20 protein-coding genes are annotated in these 23210 nt (G+C 70.0%); 15 read left to right on the top strand and 5 right to left on the bottom strand.

What is annotated here, in order from left to right; all coding sequences use genetic code 11:
• Positions 1–7 precede the first annotated feature (7 nt).
• The 4 genes from ACQPZX_RS33255 to ACQPZX_RS33240 all read left to right on the top strand — a co-directional run bounded on the left by ACQPZX_RS33255 (position 8) and on the right by ACQPZX_RS33240 (position 8771).
• Positions 8–5812, top strand: coding sequence for an RHS repeat-associated core domain-containing protein (locus ACQPZX_RS33255; RefSeq protein ID WP_433364036.1), 5805 nt, complete (start codon positions 8–10; stop codon positions 5810–5812).
• Between the two features lie 126 nt (positions 5813–5938).
• Positions 5939–6937 carry a LuxR C-terminal-related transcriptional regulator gene (locus ACQPZX_RS33250; protein ID WP_433364033.1) on the top strand — a complete coding sequence of 333 codons (999 nt, stop codon included), beginning with the start codon at positions 5939–5941 and terminating at the stop codon, positions 6935–6937.
• Positions 6934–7443 carry a hypothetical protein gene (locus tag ACQPZX_RS33245; protein ID WP_433364030.1) on the top strand — a complete coding sequence of 170 codons (510 nt, stop codon included), beginning with the start codon at positions 6934–6936 and terminating at the stop codon, positions 7441–7443. The genes ACQPZX_RS33250 and ACQPZX_RS33245 overlap by 4 nt, the downstream gene beginning before the upstream one ends.
• Before the next feature lie 2 nt (positions 7444–7445).
• Complete coding sequence (locus ACQPZX_RS33240; protein ID WP_433364027.1) at positions 7446–8771, top strand: BTAD domain-containing putative transcriptional regulator; 1326 nt, start codon at positions 7446–7448, stop codon at positions 8769–8771.
• A gap of 6 nt (positions 8772–8777) precedes the next feature.
• Here the strand turns inward: ACQPZX_RS33240 and ACQPZX_RS33235 are convergent, their stop codons facing one another.
• On the bottom strand, positions 8778–10211 hold the full coding sequence (locus ACQPZX_RS33235; RefSeq protein WP_433364024.1) for a glycoside hydrolase family 76 protein: 1434 nt from the start codon (positions 10209–10211) through the stop codon (positions 8778–8780).
• Between the two features lie 58 nt (positions 10212–10269).
• Positions 10270–10815 (bottom strand): MarR family winged helix-turn-helix transcriptional regulator, encoded by a 546-nt coding sequence (locus ACQPZX_RS33230; RefSeq protein WP_433364021.1) that lies wholly within the window; start codon positions 10813–10815, stop codon positions 10270–10272.
• Between ACQPZX_RS33230 and ACQPZX_RS33225 the strand changes: the two genes are divergently transcribed.
• From ACQPZX_RS33225 to ACQPZX_RS33215, 3 genes are read left to right on the top strand one after another with little or no spacing between them, the layout of a single operon-like run.
• Positions 10814–11614, top strand: coding sequence for a hypothetical protein (locus ACQPZX_RS33225; RefSeq protein ID WP_433364018.1), 801 nt, complete (start codon positions 10814–10816; stop codon positions 11612–11614). The two genes, ACQPZX_RS33230 and ACQPZX_RS33225, sit on opposite strands and share 2 nt — an antisense overlap.
• A 59-nt stretch (positions 11615–11673) precedes the next feature.
• A complete protein-coding gene (locus ACQPZX_RS33220; protein ID WP_433364016.1) occupies positions 11674–12282 on the top strand; it encodes a hypothetical protein in 609 nt (202 codons plus the stop codon).
• Positions 12283–12303: 21 nt separating this feature from the next.
• Positions 12304–13254 (top strand): aldo/keto reductase, encoded by a 951-nt coding sequence (locus tag ACQPZX_RS33215; RefSeq protein WP_433364013.1) that lies wholly within the window; start codon positions 12304–12306, stop codon positions 13252–13254.
• Here ACQPZX_RS33215 and ACQPZX_RS33210 read toward each other — a convergent pair.
• Positions 13234–14070, bottom strand: a complete 837-nt coding sequence (locus ACQPZX_RS33210; protein ID WP_433364010.1) for a DeoR/GlpR family DNA-binding transcription regulator — start codon at positions 14068–14070, stop codon at positions 13234–13236. The two genes, ACQPZX_RS33215 and ACQPZX_RS33210, sit on opposite strands and share 21 nt — an antisense overlap.
• Positions 14071–14318: 248 nt before the next feature.
• Between ACQPZX_RS33210 and ACQPZX_RS33205 the strand changes: the two genes are divergently transcribed.
• The 8 genes from ACQPZX_RS33205 to ACQPZX_RS33170 all read left to right on the top strand — a co-directional run bounded on the left by ACQPZX_RS33205 (position 14319) and on the right by ACQPZX_RS33170 (position 22429).
• Positions 14319–15608 carry an ABC transporter substrate-binding protein gene (locus ACQPZX_RS33205; protein ID WP_433364007.1) on the top strand — a complete coding sequence of 430 codons (1290 nt, stop codon included), beginning with the start codon at positions 14319–14321 and terminating at the stop codon, positions 15606–15608.
• 2 nt (positions 15609–15610) lie between these two features.
• Complete coding sequence (locus ACQPZX_RS33200) at positions 15611–16546, top strand: carbohydrate ABC transporter permease (RefSeq protein WP_433364004.1); 936 nt, start codon at positions 15611–15613, stop codon at positions 16544–16546.
• A gap of 5 nt (positions 16547–16551) precedes the next feature.
• Positions 16552–17394, top strand: a complete 843-nt coding sequence (locus ACQPZX_RS33195) for a carbohydrate ABC transporter permease (RefSeq protein ID WP_433364001.1) — start codon at positions 16552–16554, stop codon at positions 17392–17394.
• A 33-nt stretch (positions 17395–17427) separates the two neighbouring features.
• On the top strand, positions 17428–18291 hold the full coding sequence (locus ACQPZX_RS33190; RefSeq protein WP_433363998.1) for a ketose-bisphosphate aldolase: 864 nt from the start codon (positions 17428–17430) through the stop codon (positions 18289–18291).
• Position 18292: 1 nt separating this feature from the next.
• Positions 18293–19489, top strand: coding sequence for an ADP-dependent glucokinase/phosphofructokinase (locus tag ACQPZX_RS33185; RefSeq protein ID WP_433363996.1), 1197 nt, complete (start codon positions 18293–18295; stop codon positions 19487–19489).
• Positions 19486–20433 (top strand): class I mannose-6-phosphate isomerase, encoded by a 948-nt coding sequence (locus ACQPZX_RS33180; protein WP_433363993.1) that lies wholly within the window; start codon positions 19486–19488, stop codon positions 20431–20433. Before ACQPZX_RS33185 ends, ACQPZX_RS33180 begins: the two co-directional genes overlap by 4 nt.
• A 65-nt stretch (positions 20434–20498) precedes the next feature.
• Positions 20499–21632 carry a glutamate--cysteine ligase gene (locus ACQPZX_RS33175; RefSeq protein WP_433363990.1) on the top strand — a complete coding sequence of 378 codons (1134 nt, stop codon included), beginning with the start codon at positions 20499–20501 and terminating at the stop codon, positions 21630–21632.
• A complete protein-coding gene (locus tag ACQPZX_RS33170) occupies positions 21632–22429 on the top strand; it encodes an Fpg/Nei family DNA glycosylase (protein WP_433363987.1) in 798 nt (265 codons plus the stop codon). Before ACQPZX_RS33175 ends, ACQPZX_RS33170 begins: the two co-directional genes overlap by 1 nt.
• Positions 22430–22438: 9 nt before the next feature.
• Here ACQPZX_RS33170 and ACQPZX_RS33165 read toward each other — a convergent pair whose 3' ends face one another.
• A complete protein-coding gene (locus tag ACQPZX_RS33165) occupies positions 22439–22777 on the bottom strand; it encodes a hypothetical protein (protein ID WP_433363984.1) in 339 nt (112 codons plus the stop codon).
• An 11-nt stretch (positions 22778–22788) separates the two neighbouring features.
• On the bottom strand, positions 22789–23070 hold the full coding sequence (locus ACQPZX_RS33160; RefSeq protein WP_433363981.1) for a hypothetical protein: 282 nt from the start codon (positions 23068–23070) through the stop codon (positions 22789–22791).
• Positions 23071–23210: the final 140 nt, after the last annotated feature.

The raw sequence follows: 23210 nt of genomic DNA, 5'->3' as shown, positions 1-23210 counted from the left end.
GATGAGCATGCGAAGAGTACGAAGCGTGGCGGCCGTAGCCGTCCTGGCCTTGGTCACGACGATCGCCGGCCAGATCCCGGCCTCGGGCGCGCCGAAAACGCCCGCGGAGAAAAGGCAGCACGACCCAGCGGTTCCCGTGACGCCGGTGAAGCCGCGAGAAAAGGCAGCGGATCCCGCCGCCGCCAAGGCAATGCGGGGGACTCCCAAGGTGTCGTGGCCCGCGTCGGAGAAAGGCATCGATGTCGAGGTCGTGGACCGGGGTGGCGGGAAGAAAGACACAAAGGTGACCCTGGACTACAACGGTTTCCGCCAGGCGTACGGCGGGGACTGGGCCACCCGCCTGCGCCTGGTCCGCCGCTCCGACGGCAAGCCCGTGCCCACCACCAACGACCCCGCGACCGGCACGCTGACCGCCAAAGTCCCGGGCTCCGCCACGGCCGAGACCTTCGCCCTAGCCGCCGGACCGTCCGGAGCGGGCGGCTCCTTCACCGCCAACCCCCTGCCGCTGCAGTCCAAGTGGGACGTGACCGGCCAGACCGGCGAGTTCGCCTGGAACTACCCGCTCCGGCTCCCGGAGGTGCCCGGCACCCTGGCGCCCCAGCTGGCGATCTCGTACTCGTCGGGCTCGGTCGACGGCCGGACCGCCTCCACCAACAACCAGCCGTCCTGGGTCGGCGAGGGCTTCGACCTGGCCACCGGCTATATCTCGCGGTCCTACAAGGGCTGCAACGAGGACCCCGGCAACAACGGCTCGACACTGACCGGCGACCAGTGCTGGGCGTCGGACAACGCGACGCTGGCGATGGCCGGCCATTCCGGGGAGCTGGTCCGGGATGACGCCACCGGTGTGTGGAAGCTGAAGTCCGACGACGGCACGAGGATCGAGAAGCTGGCCGATCACTGGAAAGTGACCACCACCGACGGCACGCAGTACTTCTTCGGTCAACTGCCGCAGACCAACTCGACGCAGATGGCGCCGGTCTTCGGCAACAACCCGGGCGAGCCCTGCAACAAGCCCACCTTCGCGGCGTCCTGGTGCATGCAGGGCTACCAGTGGAACCTCGACCACGTCGTCGACCGCCGGGGCAACGCGATCGTCTACACCTACGCCAAGGAGACCAACTCGTACGGTCTGCTAGCCGGCGCTCAGACCGTGAGCTACGACCGTTCGGCGACGCTGCAGCGGATCGATTACGGCCTGCGCGCGGGCAGCGAGTTCGCCGGCGCCGCCCCGGCGAGCGTAGTGTTCGAGACCGCGCCGCGGTGTGCACCGGGCGCCAACTGCACCGCGCAGACGCCGCAGAGCTACCCCGACACCCCGCTGGATCAGGCCTGCGCGGCGAACTGCAAAACCGTTGTCTCCCCGACCTTCTGGACCACCCGGCGGCTGGCGAGCATCACCACCCGCGTCGGCTCGTCCGATGTGGAGAAGTGGACGCTCGACCAGGACTATCCCGACCCCGGCGACAAGTCGAGCCCGTCGCTGTCGCTCAAGAGCATCGCGCACACCGGTCTCTACGGCGGCTCGGTGGCGTTGCCGCCGGTCACCTTCAGCCGGGAGGCCAAGGCCAACCGGGTCGACGCGGACGCCGACGGTCTGCCCGCGATGAACAAGTTCCGGGTCATCGCGATCAACAACGAGTCGGGCGGCACGACGAGCGTCAACTACGCGCCGGCCAACTGCCCGTCCAAGCCCACCGCCGAGGACACCAACACGCTGCGGTGCTTCCCGGTGTTCTGGGCGCCCGAGGGCGCCCCCGAGATCAAAGACTGGATGCACAAGTACGTCGTGAGCAGCGTGACCCAAGTCGACAACGTCGGCCGCTCGCCCACCGAGGTCACCTCCTACGAGTACGTCGGCGACGGCGCCTGGCGCTACAACGACAGCGAGCTGATCAAGCCCGAGCGGCGCACCTGGTCGGAATGGCGCGGCTACGGCAGCGTCGTGATCCGGCACGGCGACGCCACCACCACCCGCGGCATCACCGAGATGCGCTACTTCCGCGGCATGAACGGCGACCGGCTCAAGACCGGCACCCGCCCGGCCGTGTACGTGGAGGACAGCCGGGGCGGCAAGGTGCTCGACGACGACCAGCTCAACGGCGTCGTGCGGGAGGTGCTCACCCGCAACGGCGACGGCGGCCCCGTCCTGGGCACCACGATCACCGATCCGTGGCAGAGCGGGCCGACGGCTCAGCGCGGGTCCCTGAAGGCGTACCTGCTCGACACCGCCGCGGCCACCGACTACACCGCGCTCGACGGCGGCCGGTGGCGCCGCACCCAGGTGGTCCGCCGGCACGATCCCGGCAACGGGCAGGTCACCCAGATCGACGACCACGGCGACCTCGACGTCGCCGGCGACGACACCTGCACGCGTACGTGGTACGACGGCGCCCTGGTCACCCGCTCGCAGGTGACCGCCGCCGCCTGCCCGGCCGCCCCGGAGTATCCGGCCGAGTCGCCGGCCACCGAGGCGACCGCCCTGTCCGATGTGCGCACCTCCTACGACGCGGCGGGCCTGCCCACCCGGGTCGACCAGCTCAAGGGCGTCGGCACCTACGTCACGGTCAACACCAGCACCTACGACTCGTACGGGCGGCCGAAGGTGTCGACCGACGCGCTCGGCCGCAAGACCACCTTCGACTACGTCGAGACCGGCGGCCTCACCACCCGGCAGACCATCACCAACAACGTCGGCCACGCCACGACCACCGAGATCAGCCCGGCCTGGGGCGAGGCCACCCGCGCGCTCGACCCGAACAACCGGCGCACGGACGTGACCTACGACCCGGTGGGCCGGGTGACCGCGGTGTGGCTGCCCGGCCGCAGCAAGGACGCCCTGCAGGGGCCGAACACGCGCTACACGTACAACGTCGGCGCCGACCGCACCAACTCGGTGCTGACCGAGGCGCTGCACGCCAACGACAACTACGTCGGCACCTACGTGATCTACGACGGGTTCATGCGGCCGCGGCAGACCCAGGCCCCGGCGTGGGGCGGCGGGCGGGTGCTCACCGACACCGTCTACGACTCGCGCGGCCTGGCGGTCAAGAACAACAACCCGTACTACGTCGAGGGCAACCCGTCCGGCACGCTGCAGGGCTTCGGGGACCAGAACATCCCCTCGCAGACGGTGACCACCTTCGACGGCGCGTCGCGGCCGCTGACCGTGACCGTGCTGAACAAGAACGTGCCGCAGTGGTCGTCGACCAGCAGCTATCACGGCGATCACACCGACTTCACCCCGCCGCGGGGCGGTACCGCGACCAGCACCTATGTCGACGCGCAGGGCAACACCACGGCCCTCCACCAGTACGCCGGCAGCACCCCCGACATCACCCGCTACACGTACGCCAAGGGCGGGCAGCCGGCCACCGTCACCGACCCGGCCGGCAACCAGTGGCGGTACGAGTACGACCTGCTCGGCCGCCGGATCAAGGTGCACGACCCGGACACCGGCGACAGCACCACCTCGTACGATGACGGTGGCCAGATGCTGACGGCGACGGACGGCCGCGGCCGGACGCTCTCCTATGTCTACGACGGCCTCGGCCGTCGCACCGAGGAGCACGACGCCGCCACCGGCAAGCTGCTGGCCGGCTGGACGTACGACCAGACGCCCTCCACCGCCGGCGACGGCGTGACCGCGATGAAGGGCCTGCCCAGCACCAGCACCCGGTACGACAACGGCAACGCCTACACCAGCACCACGGTCGGCTACGACGCCGCCAACCGGCCCACCGGCGCGAAGGTGAGCATTCCGGCGGCGGAAGGCAACCTCGCCGGGACGTACCAGAGCAGCGTCGCCTACCGCCCCGACGGCAGCGTGGCCTCGACCGGCCTGCCGTCGGCGCCGAACCCGGTGCCCGGCGACCTCGCCGCCGAGACCCTCACCTACGACTACGACAACCTCGGCATGGCCAAGACGCTCAAGGGCAGCGGCGGCTACACCGCGACCTACGTCGCGGCCAGCTCGTACACCCGGTTCGCCGAGCCGGAGCAGTTCGCCTACGGCGCGGCCGGCAAGCAGGTCACCAGCAACTTCTACTACGACGAGACCACCCGCCGCGCGACCCGGGTGCTGACCAGCCGCGACCCGGCCGGCGGGTCCGCGACACCGTCCGCGGTGGACGACTTCCGCTACGACTACGACCCGGCCGGCAACGTCACCCGGATCGGGGACGAGCCCGCGGCCGACAATCAGTGCTTCAAGTACGACTACCTGCGCCGGATGACCGACGCCTGGACGGTCGAGGGGGCCGGGTGCCCGGAAAGTGTCGGCGGCCGGCAGCCTTACCGGACCTCGTACACCTACGACAAGACCGGCAACCGCACGTCGGAGACCCAGCAGGGCGGCACGACCCGCACCTACACCTACCAGGGCCATCTGCTGTCCTCGGTGACCACGGGCACTCACACCGACACCTACGAGTACGACAAGGCCGGCAACACCGTCACCCGGCCCGGCCAGACGCTCGAGTGGGACGTCGCCGGAAGACTGGCGGCGGTCGGGGACACGACGTTCGTCTACGACGCCGACGGCAACCGCCTGCTGCGGCGCGAGCCCGGCGCGGTCACCCTCTACCTCGGCGACCAGGAGTTCCGCCTCGACAAGGCCACCGGCAAGCGCACCGGCACGCGCTATTACGGCAACGGCGACGCCACGGTGGCGGTGCGGACCGGCGGCAGCCTGTACTGGCTGGTCAACGACCGGCACGGCACCGCGACCACGCTGGTCGGCTCGGTCGACCTGGCCGTCATCCGGCGCCTGTTCACCCCGTTCGGCGACGTCCGCGGCGCGGCGGTGGACTGGCCCGGCGACCGGGGCTTCGTCGGCGGCGTCGACGACGTGTCCCTCGGCCTGGTCCAGCTCGGCGCCCGCGAGTACGACCCCGGCACCGGCCGCTTCCTCTCGGCCGACCCGGTCGTCGACCCGGGCGACCCGCAACAACTCAACGGCTACGCGTACGCCAACAACAGCCCGGCCACCTACAGCGACCCGGACGGGCTGCGGTACATCGTCGACGCCGACGGCTACGTCTCCATCCCGTCGCTGGCCCACGCCACCGCCGGGCAGATCAAGAAGGCCGCCGCGAAGGCCGCCAAGTTCGCCCGCGTCAACAAGCAGATCGCCGACAAGATCAAGCAGCGCAAGGCGAAGGCGGCCAAGGCCAGCGGGCACTCCCAGAAGGAGATCGACGAGGCCCGCCGGGTCAAGAACATGAGCGTGATCGACGTCGTCCTCGAGGTCGGCGGCGACGTCATCAAGGAGTTCCTGCACGTCGACGAGATCAAGGGCTGCTTCGGGCAGGGCAACCTCGGCTCCTGCATCTCGCTGCTGTTCACCGCCGTCCCCTGGGGCAAGATCTTCGAGATCGGGCGGCTGGTCGGCGCGGTCAAGAAGGCCTGGTCGGCGGTGAAGGACTTCCTGCGGATCAAGAAGAAGTCCCCCGAGGTCCTCGAGGACGTCGCGGAGGCCGAGAGGGACCTCGCGAAGCTGGACGACGAGGTGCCCGGCGGCGGCACGAAGGAGTCGTCCAAACCCGCGGCCGAGAACGCCGAGGGGCACGACGGCGGCGCGGCCAGCCAGGAGACCACCCGGAAGGGTCCGGTGAGCGCGGTCGCCGACGGGCTGGAAGGGCCCGGGAAGAGAACGGAAACCCGGCCCGAGACCTACATCGAGGTTCCGGTCAGCCGCGAGCAACCGGGAATGCACGGCAACAAGACCGTCATGACCCCTGGTGGAGCCGCCATCGGCGCCGCGGTGATCGTGGCCGCGGGGAAGATGCTGTGGGACCGGTGGCGCCGCTGACCGATGGAAGCCGGCGTTTGCGTGATCGCGCAACGGATGTCAGGGATGTCCCGCACGACCGCAGACGCCGGCGGCACGGCTGTGCTTCCCTCAGGGGGTAACGGAGTCCAACGGGGAGGGTTCTTCGTGACACGGAACAGCAATACGGGGGTGCTGACCGTCGGGAGTGCGGTGCCGTCGCTGGTCCGCTGGGGTGTCTCGGCCGACGCCGACCTGGTGTACCGGTACCTGGCGAGCTTCGGGCCACGGCCCGCCGGCGAGGTCGCGGCCGACCTGGGCCTCGCCGCCCGGCGAGTCCGGGCCGCCCTGGACGAGCTGGACGGCTGCGGCGCGGCCGGCACGGACGGCACACGGTGGCGGGCGTCGCCGGTCGGCGCTGCGGTGAACACGCTGCGGCGGCGGGCGTTGCGTCCCGCCAACGCTCCGGCCCGCCGCGCCGACCATCCGGTGGTGGCCCGGCGGCTCCCGGACCGGGCCGCCACCCGCCGCCGGATCGCCGAGCTGGTGGCGGTCGAGCGCGGCGAGCACCTGGCGATGAACCCGGAGCAGACGTTCGGCGCCGAGACGCTGGCGATCGCCACGCCGATGGACGCGGAACTGCTCCGGCGCCGGATCCGGCTGCGGTCGCTGGGCCGCCCGCCGACCGACGGCGACCGATCGGCCCGCCGCGCCGAGGAGTTCGTGCGGCTCGGCGGGGAGTACCGGGAGGCGCCGCGGCTGCCGTACAAATTGATGATTTTTGATCGGCGGGTGGCGCTTCTGGCCGTCGACCCGCTCGACCTGGACAGCGGCACCTGGGAGATAGACGAGCCCGCCGTGGTCGCCGCGCTGGTCACCCTGTTCGTCCGCCACTGGAGTGGCGCGACGGATCCGCGCCGAAAGGGAGTGCCCACGGTCGTGCTGACCCCACGGGAGAAGGCGGTGGTGGCGTTGCTCGCCGAGGGGCACACCGACGCCACCGCGGCGAAATGCCTGGGCATGTCCCAGCGGTCGGTCACCTATCTGCTGCGCGGGGTGATGGATCGCTTCGGCGTGGAGAACAGGTTCCAGCTGGGCCTCGCGCTGGGCGCGACGCACGCGATCACACCGCCGGGCGACGCGACAACGGAGGAGACCGAGCAATGAGATCTTTTATCGTACGGGTGGGAGCGGCGTTGACCGCCGCGGTGGTGCTGCTGGCCGCCCCCGCCACGGCCCGGGCCGACGACCCCGGGTGGACCCGCATCCCTTGCGCCTCGGGCGCGATCGACCGGGTCACCGCGTCCGGCGGCCTCATCGAGGTCGACGGTCACGTCGACTGCGCGGCGGATCCGGAAACCCCGAACGCCGCCTTCATGTACGCGCTGTACCGCGACAAGCAGGCCGTGGCGTACTGGTCCACGATGAACGGCTACGACCTGACCGGCCCGGCGACGACGAACTCGATCCGCAAGGACCTGCCGTCCGGCCAGTTCGTGATCTGCCTGGTCACCGACTACAACGTCCGGGTCGCCTGCGACACGGTCAGCCCCGGTCGCGGCGGCACGGTCTTCACGACGCCGCTGCCCACCGACGACCCGCTGGTGAACCGGGAGGTCCGCGTCCACGGCTACGACGGCGGCGGCGACCCGGCCTGCGGCACCTGCTGGTAGCCATGCCGTCCCCGGCGCCTGGCCCGTCCGGGACCGGACTGCTGCTTTTCGTCGGCGTGCTCGGCCCCTTGGAGGTCCGGCTCGGCGGCCGGCCGGTGGAGATCACCACCGGCCGGCTGCGGGCCCTGCTGGCGGTGCTGGCGATGACGGCCGGCCGCCCGGCCTCGGCGGACCGGCTGGCCGGCGCCATCTGGGGCGAGAACCTCCCGGACGACGCCCGCCGAAGCATCCGCACCTACGTGACCCGCCTGCGCACCATCCTGGGCGCCGACGCGATCGAGTCCGGCCCCGACGGCTACCTCCTGCACGCCGAGGTCGACGCCCTTTCCTTCGAACGCCTGCTGGAACGCGAGGCCGTCGCGGAAGCCCTGGCCCTCTGGCGAGGCGAGCCTTTCGAGGGCATCCGCGCGGTGTGGCTGGAAGACGTCGAGGCCCCCCGCCTGGCCGAGCGCCGCCTGGACGCCGTCGAGCGCCGCATCGAGCTCGACCTGGCCGCCGGCGCGCCCAGCGGCTTGATCGGCGAGCTGCGGGATCTGACCGCCCGGCACCCGCTGCGCGAGACGTTCTGGGCCCAGCTGATGGTCGCCCTCTACCGCTCGGGCCGCCAGGTCGAGGCGCTATCCACCTATCAGATCCTCTACCGACTGCTGGCCGACGAGGCCGGTGTCGAGCCGGGCGCCCACGTGCAGCACCTGCACCGGCGAATGGTCCGCGCGGATCCGGCGCTGCACCACCGTCCCACCGATGACCCAGTCGTTCCCGTGCCCGAGCGGCTCCCACCGGGCGTCGCCGGCCTCGAGCAGCTCCTCCCATCCGGTGACGCCGCGGCCGTTGCCGTGGTCGCGGGCGGCTCCTGGTCCTACGCCGCGGTCGGTCCCGCCGCGCAGCGGCTGTTCCGCCTGCTCAGCGCCCACCCCGGCCCCGACATCGCCCTGGACGCCGCCGCCGGCCTCGCCGGCCTGCCGATCCCCGAGGCGAGACCGGTGCTGCGCGAGCTGTGCGACGCCCACCTGCTGACCGAGCACACCCCCGGCCGGTACGCGATGCACGAGCTCCTGCGGGCCTATGCCGCCGAGCTCGGCCGGCAACACGACGGCGAGGGCGACCGCGAGGCCGCCGAGCGCCGGCTCCTCGACCACTACCTGACCACGGCGGGCGCGGCCGCCGAACTGATCGAGGCCGAGGAGCATTGCGACCGAGCGGTGGCCTGGTTCGGCGCCGAGCTCTCCCCGATCCTGGGCGCGGTGGCCCTGGCCCGCTCGACCGGCCGCGACGACGAGGCCGGCCGCCTCGCGAGATCGCTCGCCGACTACCTCCAGTGGCAGTGAGCCGCCCTACGGAGCGGCGTTCAACAGGTCCAGCGCGCTGTGCTGACAGCCGTGGTTGGTCCCGCGGAACGGTCCGGCCCAATGCGACCCGTACGCGTCAATGCTGTCTCGGTCGTTGGCGTAGGCACTGTCGGCGTTGCGTTGCAGGTAACCGTTGTAGGCTCCGCCGGTCGCCGCGTTCAGCACGCCCAGCCCGCGGATCGCCGCGCCCTTGAAGGACACGCCGTCGCCGCCGCAGGCGTCCGGCTCGTTGGGCTCACGCAGGATCCCGCCCGGCGACAGATAGCCGCTGGCAGTCATCGCGTCGCCGATCCGCCGCGCGGTCGCGAGCAGTCCGGAGTCACCGGTCAGGCGATTCAGCTCGACCAGGGCATTGATCGAAGCCCCTTGGTTGTACGTCCACGTCACGTCGCCGTTGTTCTTGCAGGTCGACAGGTTGACGCCGTCATTGACCAGGTTGCCGCTGTTGAGCATGCCGGTGCTCTGGAACCACGACCATCCCGCCTGGGCCCGCTGGCGGTAGACGGTGTCGCCCGCGATGCGCCGGCTGAGCGCGGCGTTGAGGTGGATGTAGAGGCTGTTCGGGATCGCGTTCTTCACGGTCCGGCTGGTGCTCCAGTAGACGCCCCCGCCGCAGCGCGAGTCCCAGTAGCTGTACATCCAGTCCGCGTCCGCCCGGGCCGTGTTGAGGTACCGGCTGTCGCCCGTCACGTCGTACGCGGCCACCCACGCCAGACCCCACCAGCCGGTGTCGTCGAGGTACTCGTTGCGGAACTGCCCCTGGTGCGTGCCGACCTGTTTGTCGTAGGTGCTCGCGATCGCGTACCGATAGCTGTTCATGCCGCTGCGCTGGATGTTGTTGATGATCGCGGTCAGCGCGTTGGCCCCCGTCCACCAGCCGTTCGTGTCGAACAGACCGGTGGCGCGGTCGAAGCGCATCATCAGCGCGGTGGCCGCCGCCGTACGCCGATCCCACGCGTTCCACGTGCTGCGCGTCCACGCCGTGCACACGATCTCCGGCCGGTCGCCCGCTTTCCCGCACGCGCGCAGCGCCCCGACGCCGTTGCTGGCCCAGTCGTCCACGTTGAACTGACCCGTACGCCGGCTGCCGGCGCCACTGGGAATCGTCCCGTCCCCGAGCTTCGAGCCGCCCGCCCACGTCCGCCCGCCATCGAACGACCGGTCCAGCCACACCTCGTCGCCCGCCGAGCCGTTCTCCACCGACCCCCAGGCCATCGCGTCGGTGTCGTTCACGTGGACCTTGAAGACCCGCCCGTAGAGCCCCGCGCTCACCGGAGCCCGATCCGCCGGCGCGAGCCCCGCATCGCGCCCGTCGCAATACTTGTTACAGATCGCGGCCGCCACCGCCGGCGCCGTGCTCACCTGCGGGGAGACTGTCGCCGCGATGGCCAGCACCGCGGCCGAAATCCACGTCGTCATGAAGTTAACAAAGCTTCAATATCGGCGTCTGTCAATGAAATGTGCCCACAGGGGCAGCTCACAGGGCTTCCGGGAGCAATTTCCGCAGCAGGCGGTCGAGCGTCTCGCGCTCCTGGTGCGTCAGCGGCGCCAGCAGATCGCTCTCATCCCGGTTCTCCGCCTTGGCGTGCCTCTCGAAGGCCGCGTGGCCCGCATCGGTGAGCCGCACCTCGACCCGCCGGCGGTCACTCGTGTCGTGCGTGCGAACGAGCAGCCCCGCTTCTTCCAGTGGCGCCAGCCGCGCCGAGAGCGCCCCGCGGGTCAGTCCCATCTCGTCGGCCAGCCGAGACGGGCTCGTCGCATAGGGCGCCCCTTGCCGACGCAGCGTCAGCAGAATCTTGAACTCCCACAGCCGGAGCCCGCTACCGGCGAGCGCCCGCTTGCGCGACTGCGTGAGGTACCGAGAAGCCGCAGCCAGCCGCACCGTGATCGCCTCGGTGAGCGGATCCAGCCACTCGAGCTCCCGAGTCCAGGTCTCCACATGCCGATCGACCGACCCTTCCACACCCACCCCCAGGTAGTTTTCTTGTGGATAGTTTTCCCGAAAACTACCGTCCTCCACCATGACGACTTTGACGAACGAGATTGTGGCGGCCGCCCGGGAGCTGTCCAACGGCGGCCGCTGGCAGAGGGCGCTGGCCCTGCTGGACGCCATGGATCGCGATGGTTCGATCGCTTTGGCGGCGGCCGAGGTGGCCCTGGAACAAGACTGGTGGGTAGGCACCGATACCGCGGGGGAGCGGCTCGATGAGGCCGAGAGGGCCGGCGCCCAGGGTTGGTCCCTCGACTTCCTGCGTATGCGCAACGACTACCTCCGGCTGATCCACCCACCGGGCGAGACCTTCCAGCCGGGCCCGTGGGGCAAGGACTCCGACGCGATCCTCGCCGTGGAACGCGGCGCCGAGCTGCTGCTGCAGACCGCGCCGGGCCCACTCGAGGCAGGTTGGGCCGAGATGTATCTAGGCCTGATCGCCGACAACCTCCGCGCCGACCGCGAATCAGCACCACCCCACTACGAGGCAGCCCTGGCCGCGGCCACCGGCGACGACCTGCTCGCCCGGGAGGCGCTCCGGCACCTCGGCGACCATGACCACGACCACGGCGACCACGCGCTGGCGCTGGACCGCTGGCGACGGGCGACGGCCCTAGGCGCGGGCGTAGGCAAGGTGACCGGCACGCTCTCCCAGCAGTTGCTCCTGGCCGTCCTGGCCCGAGACGCCGGCGACGAGGCAGGCGCCGCGGCCCTGGCCACCGAGATCCAGCGCTGGGCGAACGCCCTGGGCGCCACCCGCGTCCGCGACAACGCGGCCGCATTCCTGGCCGGCGTCGATCCCACGGCCGCCCCGGAGGAAGCAGCGGCATAGGGCTCAAGGTTGGCCTTCCTCCGCCGATGGGGGCGTTCCCCAGACCGCGGAGGTCGGCCTTGAGCTTGTCCCGCTATGGCGCCCGGACCGCCGGATTCGCCCTGCTCTACCTGCTTGCCCTGGTCGCCGGCGACGCCACCGACGGCGTCGTCTGGCCGGCCGCGGCCGTGGGCGCGATCTGGCTGGTCGCGCAGGCCGGGCTCGGGCCCCGCCGTTTCGACATGCTCGCGATGATGGTGCTGTCCGCGCTGGTCCCGATGACCGACGACCTGCTGGCGGGCCTCTCCCAGGCGGTACCGCAGGTCGTGCCGGCCGTGCTCTTCGCCTGGTTGCTCGAGCGCTGGCTGCCCGGCTACTGGCGGGGCCACGGCGACCGTTTCCGCCGCCGCGAGACCACACTCGCCCGGCTGGCGGGCGCGGCAGCCTCGGCGGCCGCAGCCGGCGCGATCCTGCAGAGCGTCGCCCTGATCGCCGACTTCGATCCGGCCGAGGCGGGCTACGCGCTGGTGCGCGACACGGTCACCGTCCTCGCCGCGGTCCTGCTCGCCCGGCTCACCAAGCAGCGAATCTTCAAGAACCGACCCGCCGAGCAGCGGTCCGCCGACCAGCGGTCCGCCGAGCTGGCGCCGGGCAAGGGTGGGAGGCCGCGCCTCACCATCGTCCGGTAGGGCACGGTGTTGGATGGTGGCATGGACATCGTCGATCGCTTGGCGGGCGCCTCCCGGATCGGGCTCGGGCTGGCCGCCGTCGGACGCCCGGCCTACATCAACCTCGGGCGCGCAGAAGACCTGCCGGCCGACCGGACGGTCGAGGCGATGCGCTCGCGTGCGCATGAGCTGCTCGATCAGGCGTACGCGATGGGGGTCAGGTATTTCGATGTTGCACGCTCCTACGGGCGCGCCGAGGAGTTCCTGGCCGAGTGGCTGGATGACCGCGATGTCGTGGTGGGCAGCAAGTGGGGCTACACCTACACGGCGGGGTGGCGGATGGATGCCGAGGTCAACGAGGCCAAGGATCACAGCGTTGCCACCTTCGAGCGGCAGCTCGGCGAGACCCGGGCGCTGCTCGGCGACCGGCTCGACGTCTATCACATCCACTCGGTGACCCCGGAGAGCACGGCGCTGCGCGACCCGGCCCTGCACAGCCGGCTCGCAGCTCTCGCGGCGCAGGGCGTCGTGGTCGGGCTGTCGACCAGCGGGCCGGCGCAGGCCGAGGTGATCCGGGCCGCGCTCGAGGTGCAGGTCGGTGGGCAGCCGTTGTTCCGCAGCGTGCAGGCCACCTGGAACCTGCTCGAACCCAGCGCCGGCCCGGCCCTCGCCGAAGCCCACGACGCCGGGTGCCTGGTCATCGTGAACGAAGCCCTCGCCAACGGACGCCTGGCCGTCGCCACAGGAGACGCCGCCGCTCAGGCAGACGCCGCCGCTCAGGGAGACGCCGGGTCGGGGGCGCCGGGCGACGCCGTCTCGATCGCTGCGGCGCTCGCGCAACCCTGGGCGACGATCGTCCTCTCCGGCGCCGCCACCGTCGATCAGCTCGCGTCGAACCTCCGCGCCGAGCAGATCACCGCGCCGCCGCCGAACGATCTGGCGGAGCCGCCCGACCAGTACTGGCGGGAGCGCTCACGCCTGCCGTGGAGCTGAGGCTTTGCCGGCGAGGAGCAGCTCCACCCCGTTCGCCTCGAGGGCCTCGCGCAGGTCCGGCGGCGGCGCCGTGTCGGTGATCAGGTAGTCGGCCGCGCCCAGCTCGGACACCTGGGCAAAGAGGCGGCGGCCGAATTTCGACGAGTCGGCGAGGATCGCCACCCGGGCCGCTCGCGAGATCATCTCCTGCATCATCGCGGCCTCGGCCAGGTTGCTCGTCGTGTAGCCCGCCTCGGCCGCCACCGCGCCCACCCCGATCAGCGCCAGGTCGCAGCTGATGTCCAGCTCGGCGCCGGTGTTGGCGCGGAAGCTGACCGGCCCGATCGTGGCGAGGGTGAGCGCGCGGACCGCGCCGCCGAAGACGTAGATGTCGCGGACCGCGGTGGCCGGCAGCGCCCCGGGCACCAGCAGGTTGTTGGTCGCCACTGTCAGGTCGCGGTGCTGGCCGAGGCTGCGGGCGAGCGCCAGCGTGGTGGTGCCGCCGTTGATCATGATGGTGGAGCCGTCCTGGACGAGGGCCGCGGCCATCGCCGCGATCTTCTCCTTTTCCTGCTCCTGCACGGAGAGCCGCTGGTCGACCGCGCGGTCGGTGGTGCGCGAGACCGTGGAGAGGCTGACGGCGCCGCCGTACGTCCGCACCAGGCTGCCCTCGGCGGCCAGCTGATCGAGGTCGCGGCGCACCGTGTCGATCGAGACGCCGAAGCGTTCGGCCAGCTCGCCGACCGTGACCTGACCAGCCTCGGCGACGTAGGTGGCCAGCTGGGCCTTGCGTCCGGCCGGCAGATGGCGCTGCCGGTCGTCCTTGTCAACGGTCACTGCTTCCCCCTAGGTCAGTGCGGGAGTATGCCACACCTGCGTGTCCACTGAGCACAACGCCGCGTAGAGCGGCGCAGAGCCGCAAGCGCGCGCAGGGCCTCTCAGCTCGACAAACCCGGAACATGCGCAAGAGTATGCCGTACTCCGCTGTTTTCTGCTGTTCTTCTCTTGTCTCCTTGTGTAACACGCTGCTAACGTGACGCCAACACGGCAGAGAACAGAAAGATCTCGATATAGAAGGAGCCACCATGGCGGTTCGTGCAACCCGGCTGAAGCGAGTGATAGGGGCGGTGACGGCGGCCGCGATGGTCGCGTTCGTGGCGGCGTGCGGCGGTGGCGGCTCGGAGGAGGCCGCCTCGGGTGGCGACGTCACGCTGGAGTTCGCCCAGTGGTGGGGGGCCGAGCTTCCGGCCGGGGAGTTCGACAAGATCGTCAACGATTTCACGGCGCAGAACCCGAAGATCAAGATCAAGCTGCTGAGCGCGCCGTACGCTTCGACCAAGCAGCAGCTCGTCACCGGCGCCGCCTCCAAGACCCTGCCCGACGTGGTGGGCCTCGACGGCGCCTGGGTCAACGACTTCGCCAAGCAGGGTGCGATCACCGATCTGTCCAAGCTGATGACCGACGCCAACTACGACGCGAGCCAGCTCGCCAGCGAGGTCAAGGTCAAGGACAAGACCTACATGATCCCGGTGGTCAACTTCGTGTATCCGCTCTTCGTCAACAAGGACCTGCTGGCCAAGGCGGGCGTCACCAAGACGCCGACGACGCGTACGGAGTTCCTCGACGCGGCCAAGAAGATCAGCGCCTCCGGCGGTGACGTGAAGGGCTGGGCGCTCCCGCTCGACACCGCCGTCCCCAACGGCATCCAGAACGACGTCATGTCCTGGCTCTGGGCCTCCGGCGGCAGCATGCTGCAGGACGGCAAGCCGGCCCTGCAGACCCCTGCGGTCAAGAGCACCGTCGAGTACGTGAAGAGCCTCAACGACGCGGGCGTCATCGTCCCCGGCTCGCTCACCATGAAAGAGCAGGACAAGGTCGAGAAGTTCACCAACGGCCAGGTCGGCATGATGATCGACTCGCTCGCGCACATCAACCTGATCAAGAAGAACAAGCCCGATCTGAAGTTCGAGGTGGCGGCCCTGCCGGCCGAGGACGGCTACACCGGCAAGCGCGGCATCCCGTACGCGTCATGGGGAATTGGCATCTCCAACTCGACAAAGCACAAGGCCGAAGCGTTCAAGTTCGTGTCCTACCTGCTCGACCAGCAGACCAACGCGAAGCTGAGCACGATCGCCAACGGCTTCCCCGGCAACAAGAACGCGCAGCCCGACTTCGGTGACAGCGACCCGCTGTTCAAGACCGCTTTCGACATCTACCAGCAGGGCTACCCGGCCAACGAGTTCACCGGCCTGCCCAAGTCCGAGGACCTGATGCGCAGCTTCGACGAGCAGCTGCAGCTGGTGCTGACCGGCAAGACGAGTGTCGATGACGCGCTCGCCAAGTCCCAGGCCTCCTGGTCCGAGGTCATCGGTTAGTCATGTCATCCCTGATTGCTTCCAAGGTGGCGCCGCCGATCGAGCAGGCGGCGCCACCGGCGAAGAAAACGCTGGCGCGGCGCCTGATCCCGTACGGCTATCTGTCGCCCACGGTGATTTTGATCGTGGTCCTGATGGTGGTCCCCATCGTCATGGTGATCAGCTACTCGTTCCGGGACAACGTGATCGTCCAGGAGAACTCGGTGTTCGCCGGGTTCGCCAACTACACCAAGGTGCTCACCGACGCCGACTTCCTGGCGGCCATCAAGAACACGGCCATCTTCATCTCGGTCAGCACGGTCGCCCACCTGGTGCTCGGCCTGGCCTTCGCGATGATGCTCAACACCCCGCTGCTGGGCGGATTCACCAAGGCCGTCTTCCGGATCGTCTACATCCTGCCGTGGCTGTTCACGATCGCGGTGATCGCCGTGATCTGGCGGCTGCTGCTCGACCCGACCGGCGTCGTCAACTACGTGCTGCACACCCTCGGCCTGATCCAGCAGGGTGTGAACTGGCTCGGCGACCCGGGCACGGCGCTCTGGGCGATCACCTTCATCAACATCTGGTGCGGGTACCCGTTCTTCATGATCAGCCTGCTGGCCGGGCTGCAGGGCATTCCCGGCGAGCTGTACGAGGCGGCCGGCGTGGACGGGGCGAACTGGTTCCAGCGGTTCCGGCACGTCACGCTGCCCCAGCTGCGGCCGGTGATCATCAGCATGGCCGTGCTCGACCTGATCTGGACCTCGCAACAGTTCGCCCTGATCTGGATGACGACCGGTGGCGGCCCGCTCAACACCACCGAGATGCTCAGCACTTTCACCTACAAACAGGCATTCAGCGAGTACGAGTTCTCGACCGCGTCGGCGGCCGCGGTGATCGTGCTGCTGCTGACGATGGTCCTGGCGTTCTTCTACGTGCGTCAGCAGAGAGAGCGGTGAGACGCGTGGCCACCCTGAAGACCCGTCGCACCGTCGCCAAGGCCGGCGTCATCACCGGGCTCGTCCTCGGCGGCCTGTTCGCCGGCCTGCCGGTGCTGTGGATGCTGTCCACCTCGTTCAAGGCCAACGGCGAGGTCTTCCAGAACCCGCCGCGGCTGATCACCAAGACCTTCTCGTTCGACGCCTACCGCGAGATCCTCGGCAGCTCGACCCAGCTGCGCTTCTTTGCCAACAGCTACATCGTCGCCATCGGGGTGACGGTCCTGACGCTGCTGGTGGCGCTGCTGGCCGGGTTCGCGTTCAGTCGCTTCACCTTCCCCTTCCAGAAGACCATCAACGCCGTGATCGTCAGCGTCCAGGCGGTGCCGCCGATCACGCTCGTCATCCCGTACTTCGGGCTCGTCGTCGCGCTCGGCCTGTACAACACCTATCCCGGCCTGATCCTCACCCACATGGTGTTCACCCTGCCGTACGCGATCATCATGATCACCGCGTACCTGAACACGCTGCCCAAGGAGCTGGACGAGTCCGTCAAGGTCGACGGCGGCACCAGCTGGACGGCGCTGTGGCGGATCCTGGTGCCGATCTCGGTGCCCGGGCTCATCGCGGTCGGGGTCTACACCTTCATGATCTCGTGGAACGAGTACCTGTTCGCGCTCACGCTGACCCGCACCGACGACATGCGCACCGTGCCGATCGGCATTCAGCTGCTCATGGGCCAGCACTCGTACGAGTGGAACCAGATGATGGCGATGAGCATCCTCGGCTCCATCCCGGTCCTCGTCCTCTTCCTGCTCTTCCAGCGGCGCTTCATCGGCGGGCTCACCGCCGGCGCCGTCAAGGCCTGACCCCCGTTTCTCGTCGAAGGAGAAAAAGCCGTAATGCTCACGACCGGCAAGGCGATCCTGGACGTCGCCAACGAACACAGCTTCGCCGTGCCCGCCTTCAACATCAGCGACTGGGCGATGTTCCAGGGGATCGTGGAGATCAGCGAGGAGACGAACGCGCCGCTGATCGTCGCCATCCACCCCGACGAGGTGAAGCACATCGGCCCCGACATGATCACCGGCATCATCTCGCGGGCGCACCGCTCCTCGGTGCCGATCGCGATCCACTGGGACCACGGCGCCACCTATCACGAGGTTCTGACCGCCATTCAGTACGGCTTCACCTCGGTGATGATCGACGGCTCGCTGAAGCCGTTCGACGAGAACATCGCGATCACCAAGAAGGTCACCGAGTCGGCGCACATCCTCGGCGTCTCGGTCGAGGGCGAGCTCGGCACGATCGGCGGGAACGACAGCTACGCCGAGGCCGGCGCCGCCGAGATCATCTACACCGACCCGGACGACGCGGTCACCTTCGTCGAGCAGACCGGCGTGGACAGCCTGGCCATCGCGATCGGCACGTTCCACGGCTTCTATCCGGCGCACCTCAAGCCGGAGCTGAAGCTCGACCTGCTCAAGGAGATCAAGGGCCGGCTGCAGATCCCGCTGGTGCTGCACGGCGGCTCCGGCAACCCGGACGACGAGATCCGCGAGGCGGCCCGGATCGGCATCAACAAGATCAATATCTCGACCGACATCAAGGTCGCTTACCACAACAAGATGCGGGAGGTGCTCGGCAACGACCCGAAGGTCCGCGAGCCCAATGCCATCCAGCCTGCTTGCATTCGCGCCATGCAGGTGGTCGCCGCCCAGAAGATCGAGCTGTTCGGGGCGGCCGGCAAGGGCTCGCTCTACTGACATGACCGATGCGTCCCGTGTGCTGCTGGGTCTTGGCGGTTGTGTCGACTACGAGCTCAAGCTGACCCCTTTTCCGTTGGCGCGGCTGATCTCCGAGCACGGCATCGTTGCCGCCGACCTGACGTCGCCGGCGGTGGTGACCAATGAGCGGGACCTGGTCGTGTCGATCCTCAGCTACGTGGCGCGGGGCGCGGGCGGCGAGCACTTCGTCGCCTCCGCCCCGGCGCTGTCGGCCTTCGCCAACCGGTTCCCCCATCGGGAGACCCTAGGCGGCACCTCGGTGCGGGCCGGGATCCTGATGAGCCGGCTCGGCGTCCCGTCGACGCTGCATCTGGTCACCGTCAACGACACGTTCCGCCGGCTGCTGCCGGCGGACACCGACTACATCAACAGCGGCGTCGAGGACACCTTCTTCCCGCACCTGATCGTTCAGTACGACAAGGGCCTGCGGATCCGGTCGGGCGACCTCGACATCGAGGCGCCGTCGCCCAACCGCCTGATCTACGTCAACGACCCGGCCAACGGCGACATGCTGCTCACCGACGACCTCGGCGACCGGCTGGCCCAGGCGGAGGTCTTCCTGATCTCCGGCTTCAACGCCATGCGGAGCGAGCAGGAGCTCGACGCCCGCCTGGCCCAGCTGCGAGACCACATGCGCCAGCTGCCGTCCGGGGCGGTGACCTACTTCGAGGACGCCGCCTACCACGAGCCCGCCTTCAGCCGCCGGGTCCGTTCGGCGCTGCTCGACGAGATCGACGTCTACGGCCTCAACGAGGACGAGCTGCAGTCGTATCTGGGCCGCCCGGTCGACCTGCTCGACGCCGCCGAGGTGGCGAAGGCGCTCACCGAGGTGCGCGAGCTCATCCCGGTGCCGACGCTGGTGCTGCACACCAAGTACTGGGCGCTGGCGCTCGGCGCCGGCGACCACGCCGCGGCCCTGGACACCGGCACCGTCATGGCCGCCACCCGCTACAGCCACGGCGACGACTTCACCGACGAGGACGCCGAGCGCCTGCGCCGGCAGCCCCGGCGACCCGAGTCGGTGGCTTTCGCGGCGGCGCTGCGCTCGCGGATGGGCGAGACTGTTGTCTGCGTCCCGGGCTTCGCCCTCGACGTGGAGAACCCCACCACCGTCGGGCTCGGCGACACCTTCGTCGGCGGATTCCTGACCGAGCTAGCCCTGGAGCGACACCGATGACCGTCGAGGCCCTCGCCGCCAACCAGCCCGAGACGTTCTACCGCGGCGCCGGCCGGATCGCCGAGTTCCGCAACGTGCCGGCGCTGCCCGACCGTCCCGAGGACTGGGTCGGCTCGACGACCAGCCGCTTCGATCTCGCGCCGTCCGGGCTGTCGGCGCTGGCCGACGGGCGGCTGCTGGCCTCCGCCGTCGAGGACGACCCGCGGTACTGGGTCGGGCCCGGCCGCAAGGACACCGGCGTCCTGGTCAAGCTGCTCGACGCCGGCCAGCGCCTGCCCCTGCACGTCCACCCTGATCGCCGTTTCGCGACGTCGCACCTCGCATCGCCGTACGGGAAGACGGAAGCGTGGGTGATCGTCTCGGCGCGACCCGGCGCGTACGTGCATCTGGGTTTCGCTCGCGACGTCGCGAGCGAGGAATTGGCAGCCTGGGTGACCACGCAGGACTCCGCGGGCATGCTCGCGGCCACCAACCGAATCCCGGTCGCGGCCGGTGACGCGATCCTCTGCCCGGCCGGCCTGCCGCACGCGATCGGCGACGGCATCCTGCTGGTCGAGATCCAGGAGCCGACCGATTTCTCGGTGCTGCTCGAGTATTCGGAGTTCGGCCTGGCGGACGGCCACCTCGGCCTCGGCTACGACCTCGCGCTGGCGTGCGTCGACCGCAGCGCCTGGAGCCCGTCGCGACTGGCCGGCCTGCGCGGCGGCGAGACCCTGCTGCCGGCCGCCGCCGACGAGTTCTTCCGGGCCTCGCGCCATCGCGGTGGCGACCGGCTCGAGCAGGGCTTCAGCATTCTGGTCGCGGTGGCCGGCGGGGGCCGCTTGACCGGTGAACAGGACAACCTGTCGATCCGGCGTGGCGACACCCTGCTCGTGCCGCACGCCGCCGGCCCGCTGCGCCTGGACGGCCCGGTCGAGGCGATCCGTCTCTCGGCCTCCTCCTGAGGCGTCCGTTAGGCTGGGCGGCATGGCCGTTCTCTGCCGGTTCGCCTGTCGAGCCGGGCGGGCTCATGGGCATTGACTTCGCCGCGTCGAGCAGGTCGCGGCTGGGGATCGAGTGGGAGATCGCCTGCGTCGACCGGCGCAGCGGGGAGCTTTCCCCGGCCGGCCCCGAGCTGCTGACCAAGCTCGGCACCGCCGACACCTTCCCGCATGTGACGAGCGAGCTGCTCACCAACACGGTCGAGCTGGTCAGCGCGCCGCACCCGCGGGTGCGCGACGCCGTCGACGATCTCACCCGCCTGGCCGAGCGGGTGAGCGAGTTCGCCGAGCCGATGGGCGTCGACCTGATCTCGTCGGGCACCCATCCGTTCGCCCAGTGGTTCCAGCAGCACGTGACGCCGGGCAAGCCGCGCTACGCCACGCTGATCGACCGCACGAGGTGGTGGGGCCGGCAGATGCTGATCTGGGGCGTCCACGTGCACGTGGGGGTCGAGGACCGCCGCAAGGTGTTCCCGATCATCGACGGCCTGCTCACCTACCTGCCGCACTTCCAGGCGCTCAGCGCGTCGAGCCCGTTCTGGGGCGGGGAGAACACCGGGTACGCGTCCAACCGCGCCCTGATGTTCCAGCAGTTGCCGACGGCCGGGCTGCCGCCGCAGTTCACCGAGTGGGCGCAGTTCGAGGCGATGGTGGCCGACCTGCGGCACATCGGCGTCATCGAGGAGCTGAGCGAGCTGCGCTGGGACATCCGCCCGTCGCCGCGGCTGGGCACGATCGAGGTGCGCACCTTCGACGGCATCCCCACCGCGCGGGAGATCGGCGCGCTCGCGGCCCTCACCCAGTGCCTGGTCGAGCACTTCTCCCGTGAGCTCGACGCCGGCCGGGAGATCCCGCAGATGCAGCCCTGGTTCGTCCGTGAGAACAAATGGCGCACCGCCCGCTACGGCATGGACGCGATCATCATCCAGAACGCCGCAGGCGACGAGCGCCTGGTCACCAAGGACCTCGACCAACTGCTGCCGGCCCTCACGCCGATCGCCGAGGAGCTCGACTGCGTGGCGGAGCTGGAGCATCTGCGCGACGTCGCCGAGTGCGGCGCCAGCTACCAGCGCCAGCTGCGCGTCGCGGCGGCGAACGACGGAAGCCTCAAAGCCGTCGTTGCCTCCCTCGTGCGTGAGCTGCGCGAGGGCCGGCCCCTCTGATGCCGGAGTTGCCGGAGGTCGAGTTCGCCAGATCGGTCATCGAGCGCGCAGCCTTGGGCCGGCTCATCGTCGATGTCGACGATTCCGACGCGTACGTGTGCCGCCCGCACCGACCGGGTGACATCCGTGCCGCCCTTACCGGTCTCAAGCTCACCGCCGTCCACCGGCGTGGCAAGACCATGTGGTGCGACACCTCCGGCGGCCCGATTCTGGGCGTCCACCTGGGCATGTCCGGCAAGATCGTCATCGCCGACCCCGGCGGCCAGGAGATCGACGGCGGCGACTACTGGGAGGGCCGGCGCGTGCCCGGCGACTACCGCTGGTCCCGCTTCACTCTCACCTTCGCCGACGGCGGGCGCCTCATGCTCGTCGACCCTCGCCGGCTCGGCCGGATCCGCCTCGACCCGGTGCTCGACGCCCTGGGCCCCGACGCGACAACCATCACCGACAAGGCCTTCCTCCACGCCGTCACGGGCGGCACAGCCCCGGTCAAGGGCCGCCTGATGGACCAGCACCTGATCGCCGGGATCGGCAACCTGCTGGCCGACGAGATCCTCTGGCAGGCACGGGTGAACCCGGCCCGCCCCGGCGACGAGCTGACCCGCCCCCAGGCAAAGCGCCTGCTGAACGCCACCCGGGAAGCCGTGGCCGCCGCCCTCCGCGACGGCGGCGTGCACACCCTGACGATCGTCGCCCAGCGCCGCCCCGACGGCCGCTGCCCCCGGGACGGCGCCCCGATGAAACACGGCACGGTCGCCGGCCGGACCACCTGGTGGTGCCCGGCCGAGCAGCGCTAGCACGCCGGGTCAGGGCCGCCAGGCTGCCACCACGTCTCCGGCACCCCACACGACGTCGGCGGCATCCGCCGGAATATCCGCACTGGAGCGGCTGACGGCGAGCAGCCCGGTGGCGGCAGCGTCGAAGCCGGGAACCTGGCGAGCGCCGTCCCGCAATTGATGTAGGTCGTGGCCGTCGAACGGAGTGCTAAGCCATTTCACCGACCCGCAGAAATGAATCCGCGATGCGACGGGGGCCCGGTCGGCGCCCACCAGGTCGATCTCGGGGTTGAACTGCCGGTTCCACCAGCCACCGACGACCTGGGCTTCCGGCCACGGCAGCGCCCCGGTGAGGGTGGCCTGCTCCACCGACGTACGGATCAACGGTTCGACGGCCCGGCCACGCCAGCTGCTCCACCGGTTCTGGAACAGGGCGTACCCGGCGTCGGGCCGGCCGCGTGGAGGTGGTCTTCGGCGGGAGTGCCGGACGGCCAGCGCAGGAGCATGCCGGGTAGGCCACCGGTGATCAGGTGTGCGTCGACGGCGTCGGATCCCGCCAGACCGGCTGCGTCGGCCGTCTCCGCGAGATTCAGCGGGCCGAGGACGAGGTTGTCGGCACGGCCGTAGAACGGCTGGTCGTATGCGGTGAAGCGCCGCATCATGTGCAGGTCGCTGCCGAGAAGGAGCAACAGGACCGGCCGGTCAAGGCCGCGAGGAACTGGGTCGTGGATTCGGTGACGGAAGCGCCCTTGACCGCGGTGAAGTACAGGTAGGGCAGGCCCGAACGGTCGCAGAGTTCCTG

It is taken from the genome of Actinoplanes sp. CA-142083, from assembly GCF_050942195.1.
GTDB lineage: Bacteria > Actinomycetota > Actinomycetes > Mycobacteriales > Micromonosporaceae > Actinoplanes.
The sequence above is the reverse complement of the archived record's forward strand: the minus strand, read 5'-3'. Positions and strand labels throughout refer to the sequence as shown.

Coding starts and splice junctions, on each gene's coding strand:
- ACQPZX_RS33255 (WP_433364036.1), top strand. CDS start 8: ATGCGAAGAGTACGAAGCGTGGCGGCCGTAGCCGTCCTGGCCTTGGTC.
- ACQPZX_RS33245 (WP_433364030.1), top strand. CDS start 6,934: ATGAGATCTTTTATCGTACGGGTGGGAGCGGCGTTGACCGCCGCGGTG.
- ACQPZX_RS33240 (WP_433364027.1), top strand. CDS start 7,446: ATGCCGTCCCCGGCGCCTGGCCCGTCCGGGACCGGACTGCTGCTTTTC.
- ACQPZX_RS33235 (WP_433364024.1), bottom strand. CDS start 10,211: ATGACGACGTGGATTTCGGCCGCGGTGCTGGCCATCGCGGCGACAGTC.
- ACQPZX_RS33225 (WP_433364018.1), top strand. CDS start 10,814: ATGACGACTTTGACGAACGAGATTGTGGCGGCCGCCCGGGAGCTGTCC.
- ACQPZX_RS33230 (WP_433364021.1), bottom strand. CDS start 10,815: ATGGTGGAGGACGGTAGTTTTCGGGAAAACTATCCACAAGAAAACTAC.
- ACQPZX_RS33215 (WP_433364013.1), top strand. CDS start 12,304: ATGGACATCGTCGATCGCTTGGCGGGCGCCTCCCGGATCGGGCTCGGG.
- ACQPZX_RS33205 (WP_433364007.1), top strand. CDS start 14,319: ATGGCGGTTCGTGCAACCCGGCTGAAGCGAGTGATAGGGGCGGTGACG.
- ACQPZX_RS33200 (WP_433364004.1), top strand. CDS start 15,611: ATGTCATCCCTGATTGCTTCCAAGGTGGCGCCGCCGATCGAGCAGGCG.
- ACQPZX_RS33190 (WP_433363998.1), top strand. CDS start 17,428: ATGCTCACGACCGGCAAGGCGATCCTGGACGTCGCCAACGAACACAGC.
- ACQPZX_RS33185 (WP_433363996.1), top strand. CDS start 18,293: ATGACCGATGCGTCCCGTGTGCTGCTGGGTCTTGGCGGTTGTGTCGAC.
- ACQPZX_RS33180 (WP_433363993.1), top strand. CDS start 19,486: ATGACCGTCGAGGCCCTCGCCGCCAACCAGCCCGAGACGTTCTACCGC.
- ACQPZX_RS33175 (WP_433363990.1), top strand. CDS start 20,499: ATGGGCATTGACTTCGCCGCGTCGAGCAGGTCGCGGCTGGGGATCGAG.
- ACQPZX_RS33170 (WP_433363987.1), top strand. CDS start 21,632: ATGCCGGAGTTGCCGGAGGTCGAGTTCGCCAGATCGGTCATCGAGCGC.
- ACQPZX_RS33160 (WP_433363981.1), bottom strand. CDS start 23,070: ATGATGCGGCGCTTCACCGCATACGACCAGCCGTTCTACGGCCGTGCC.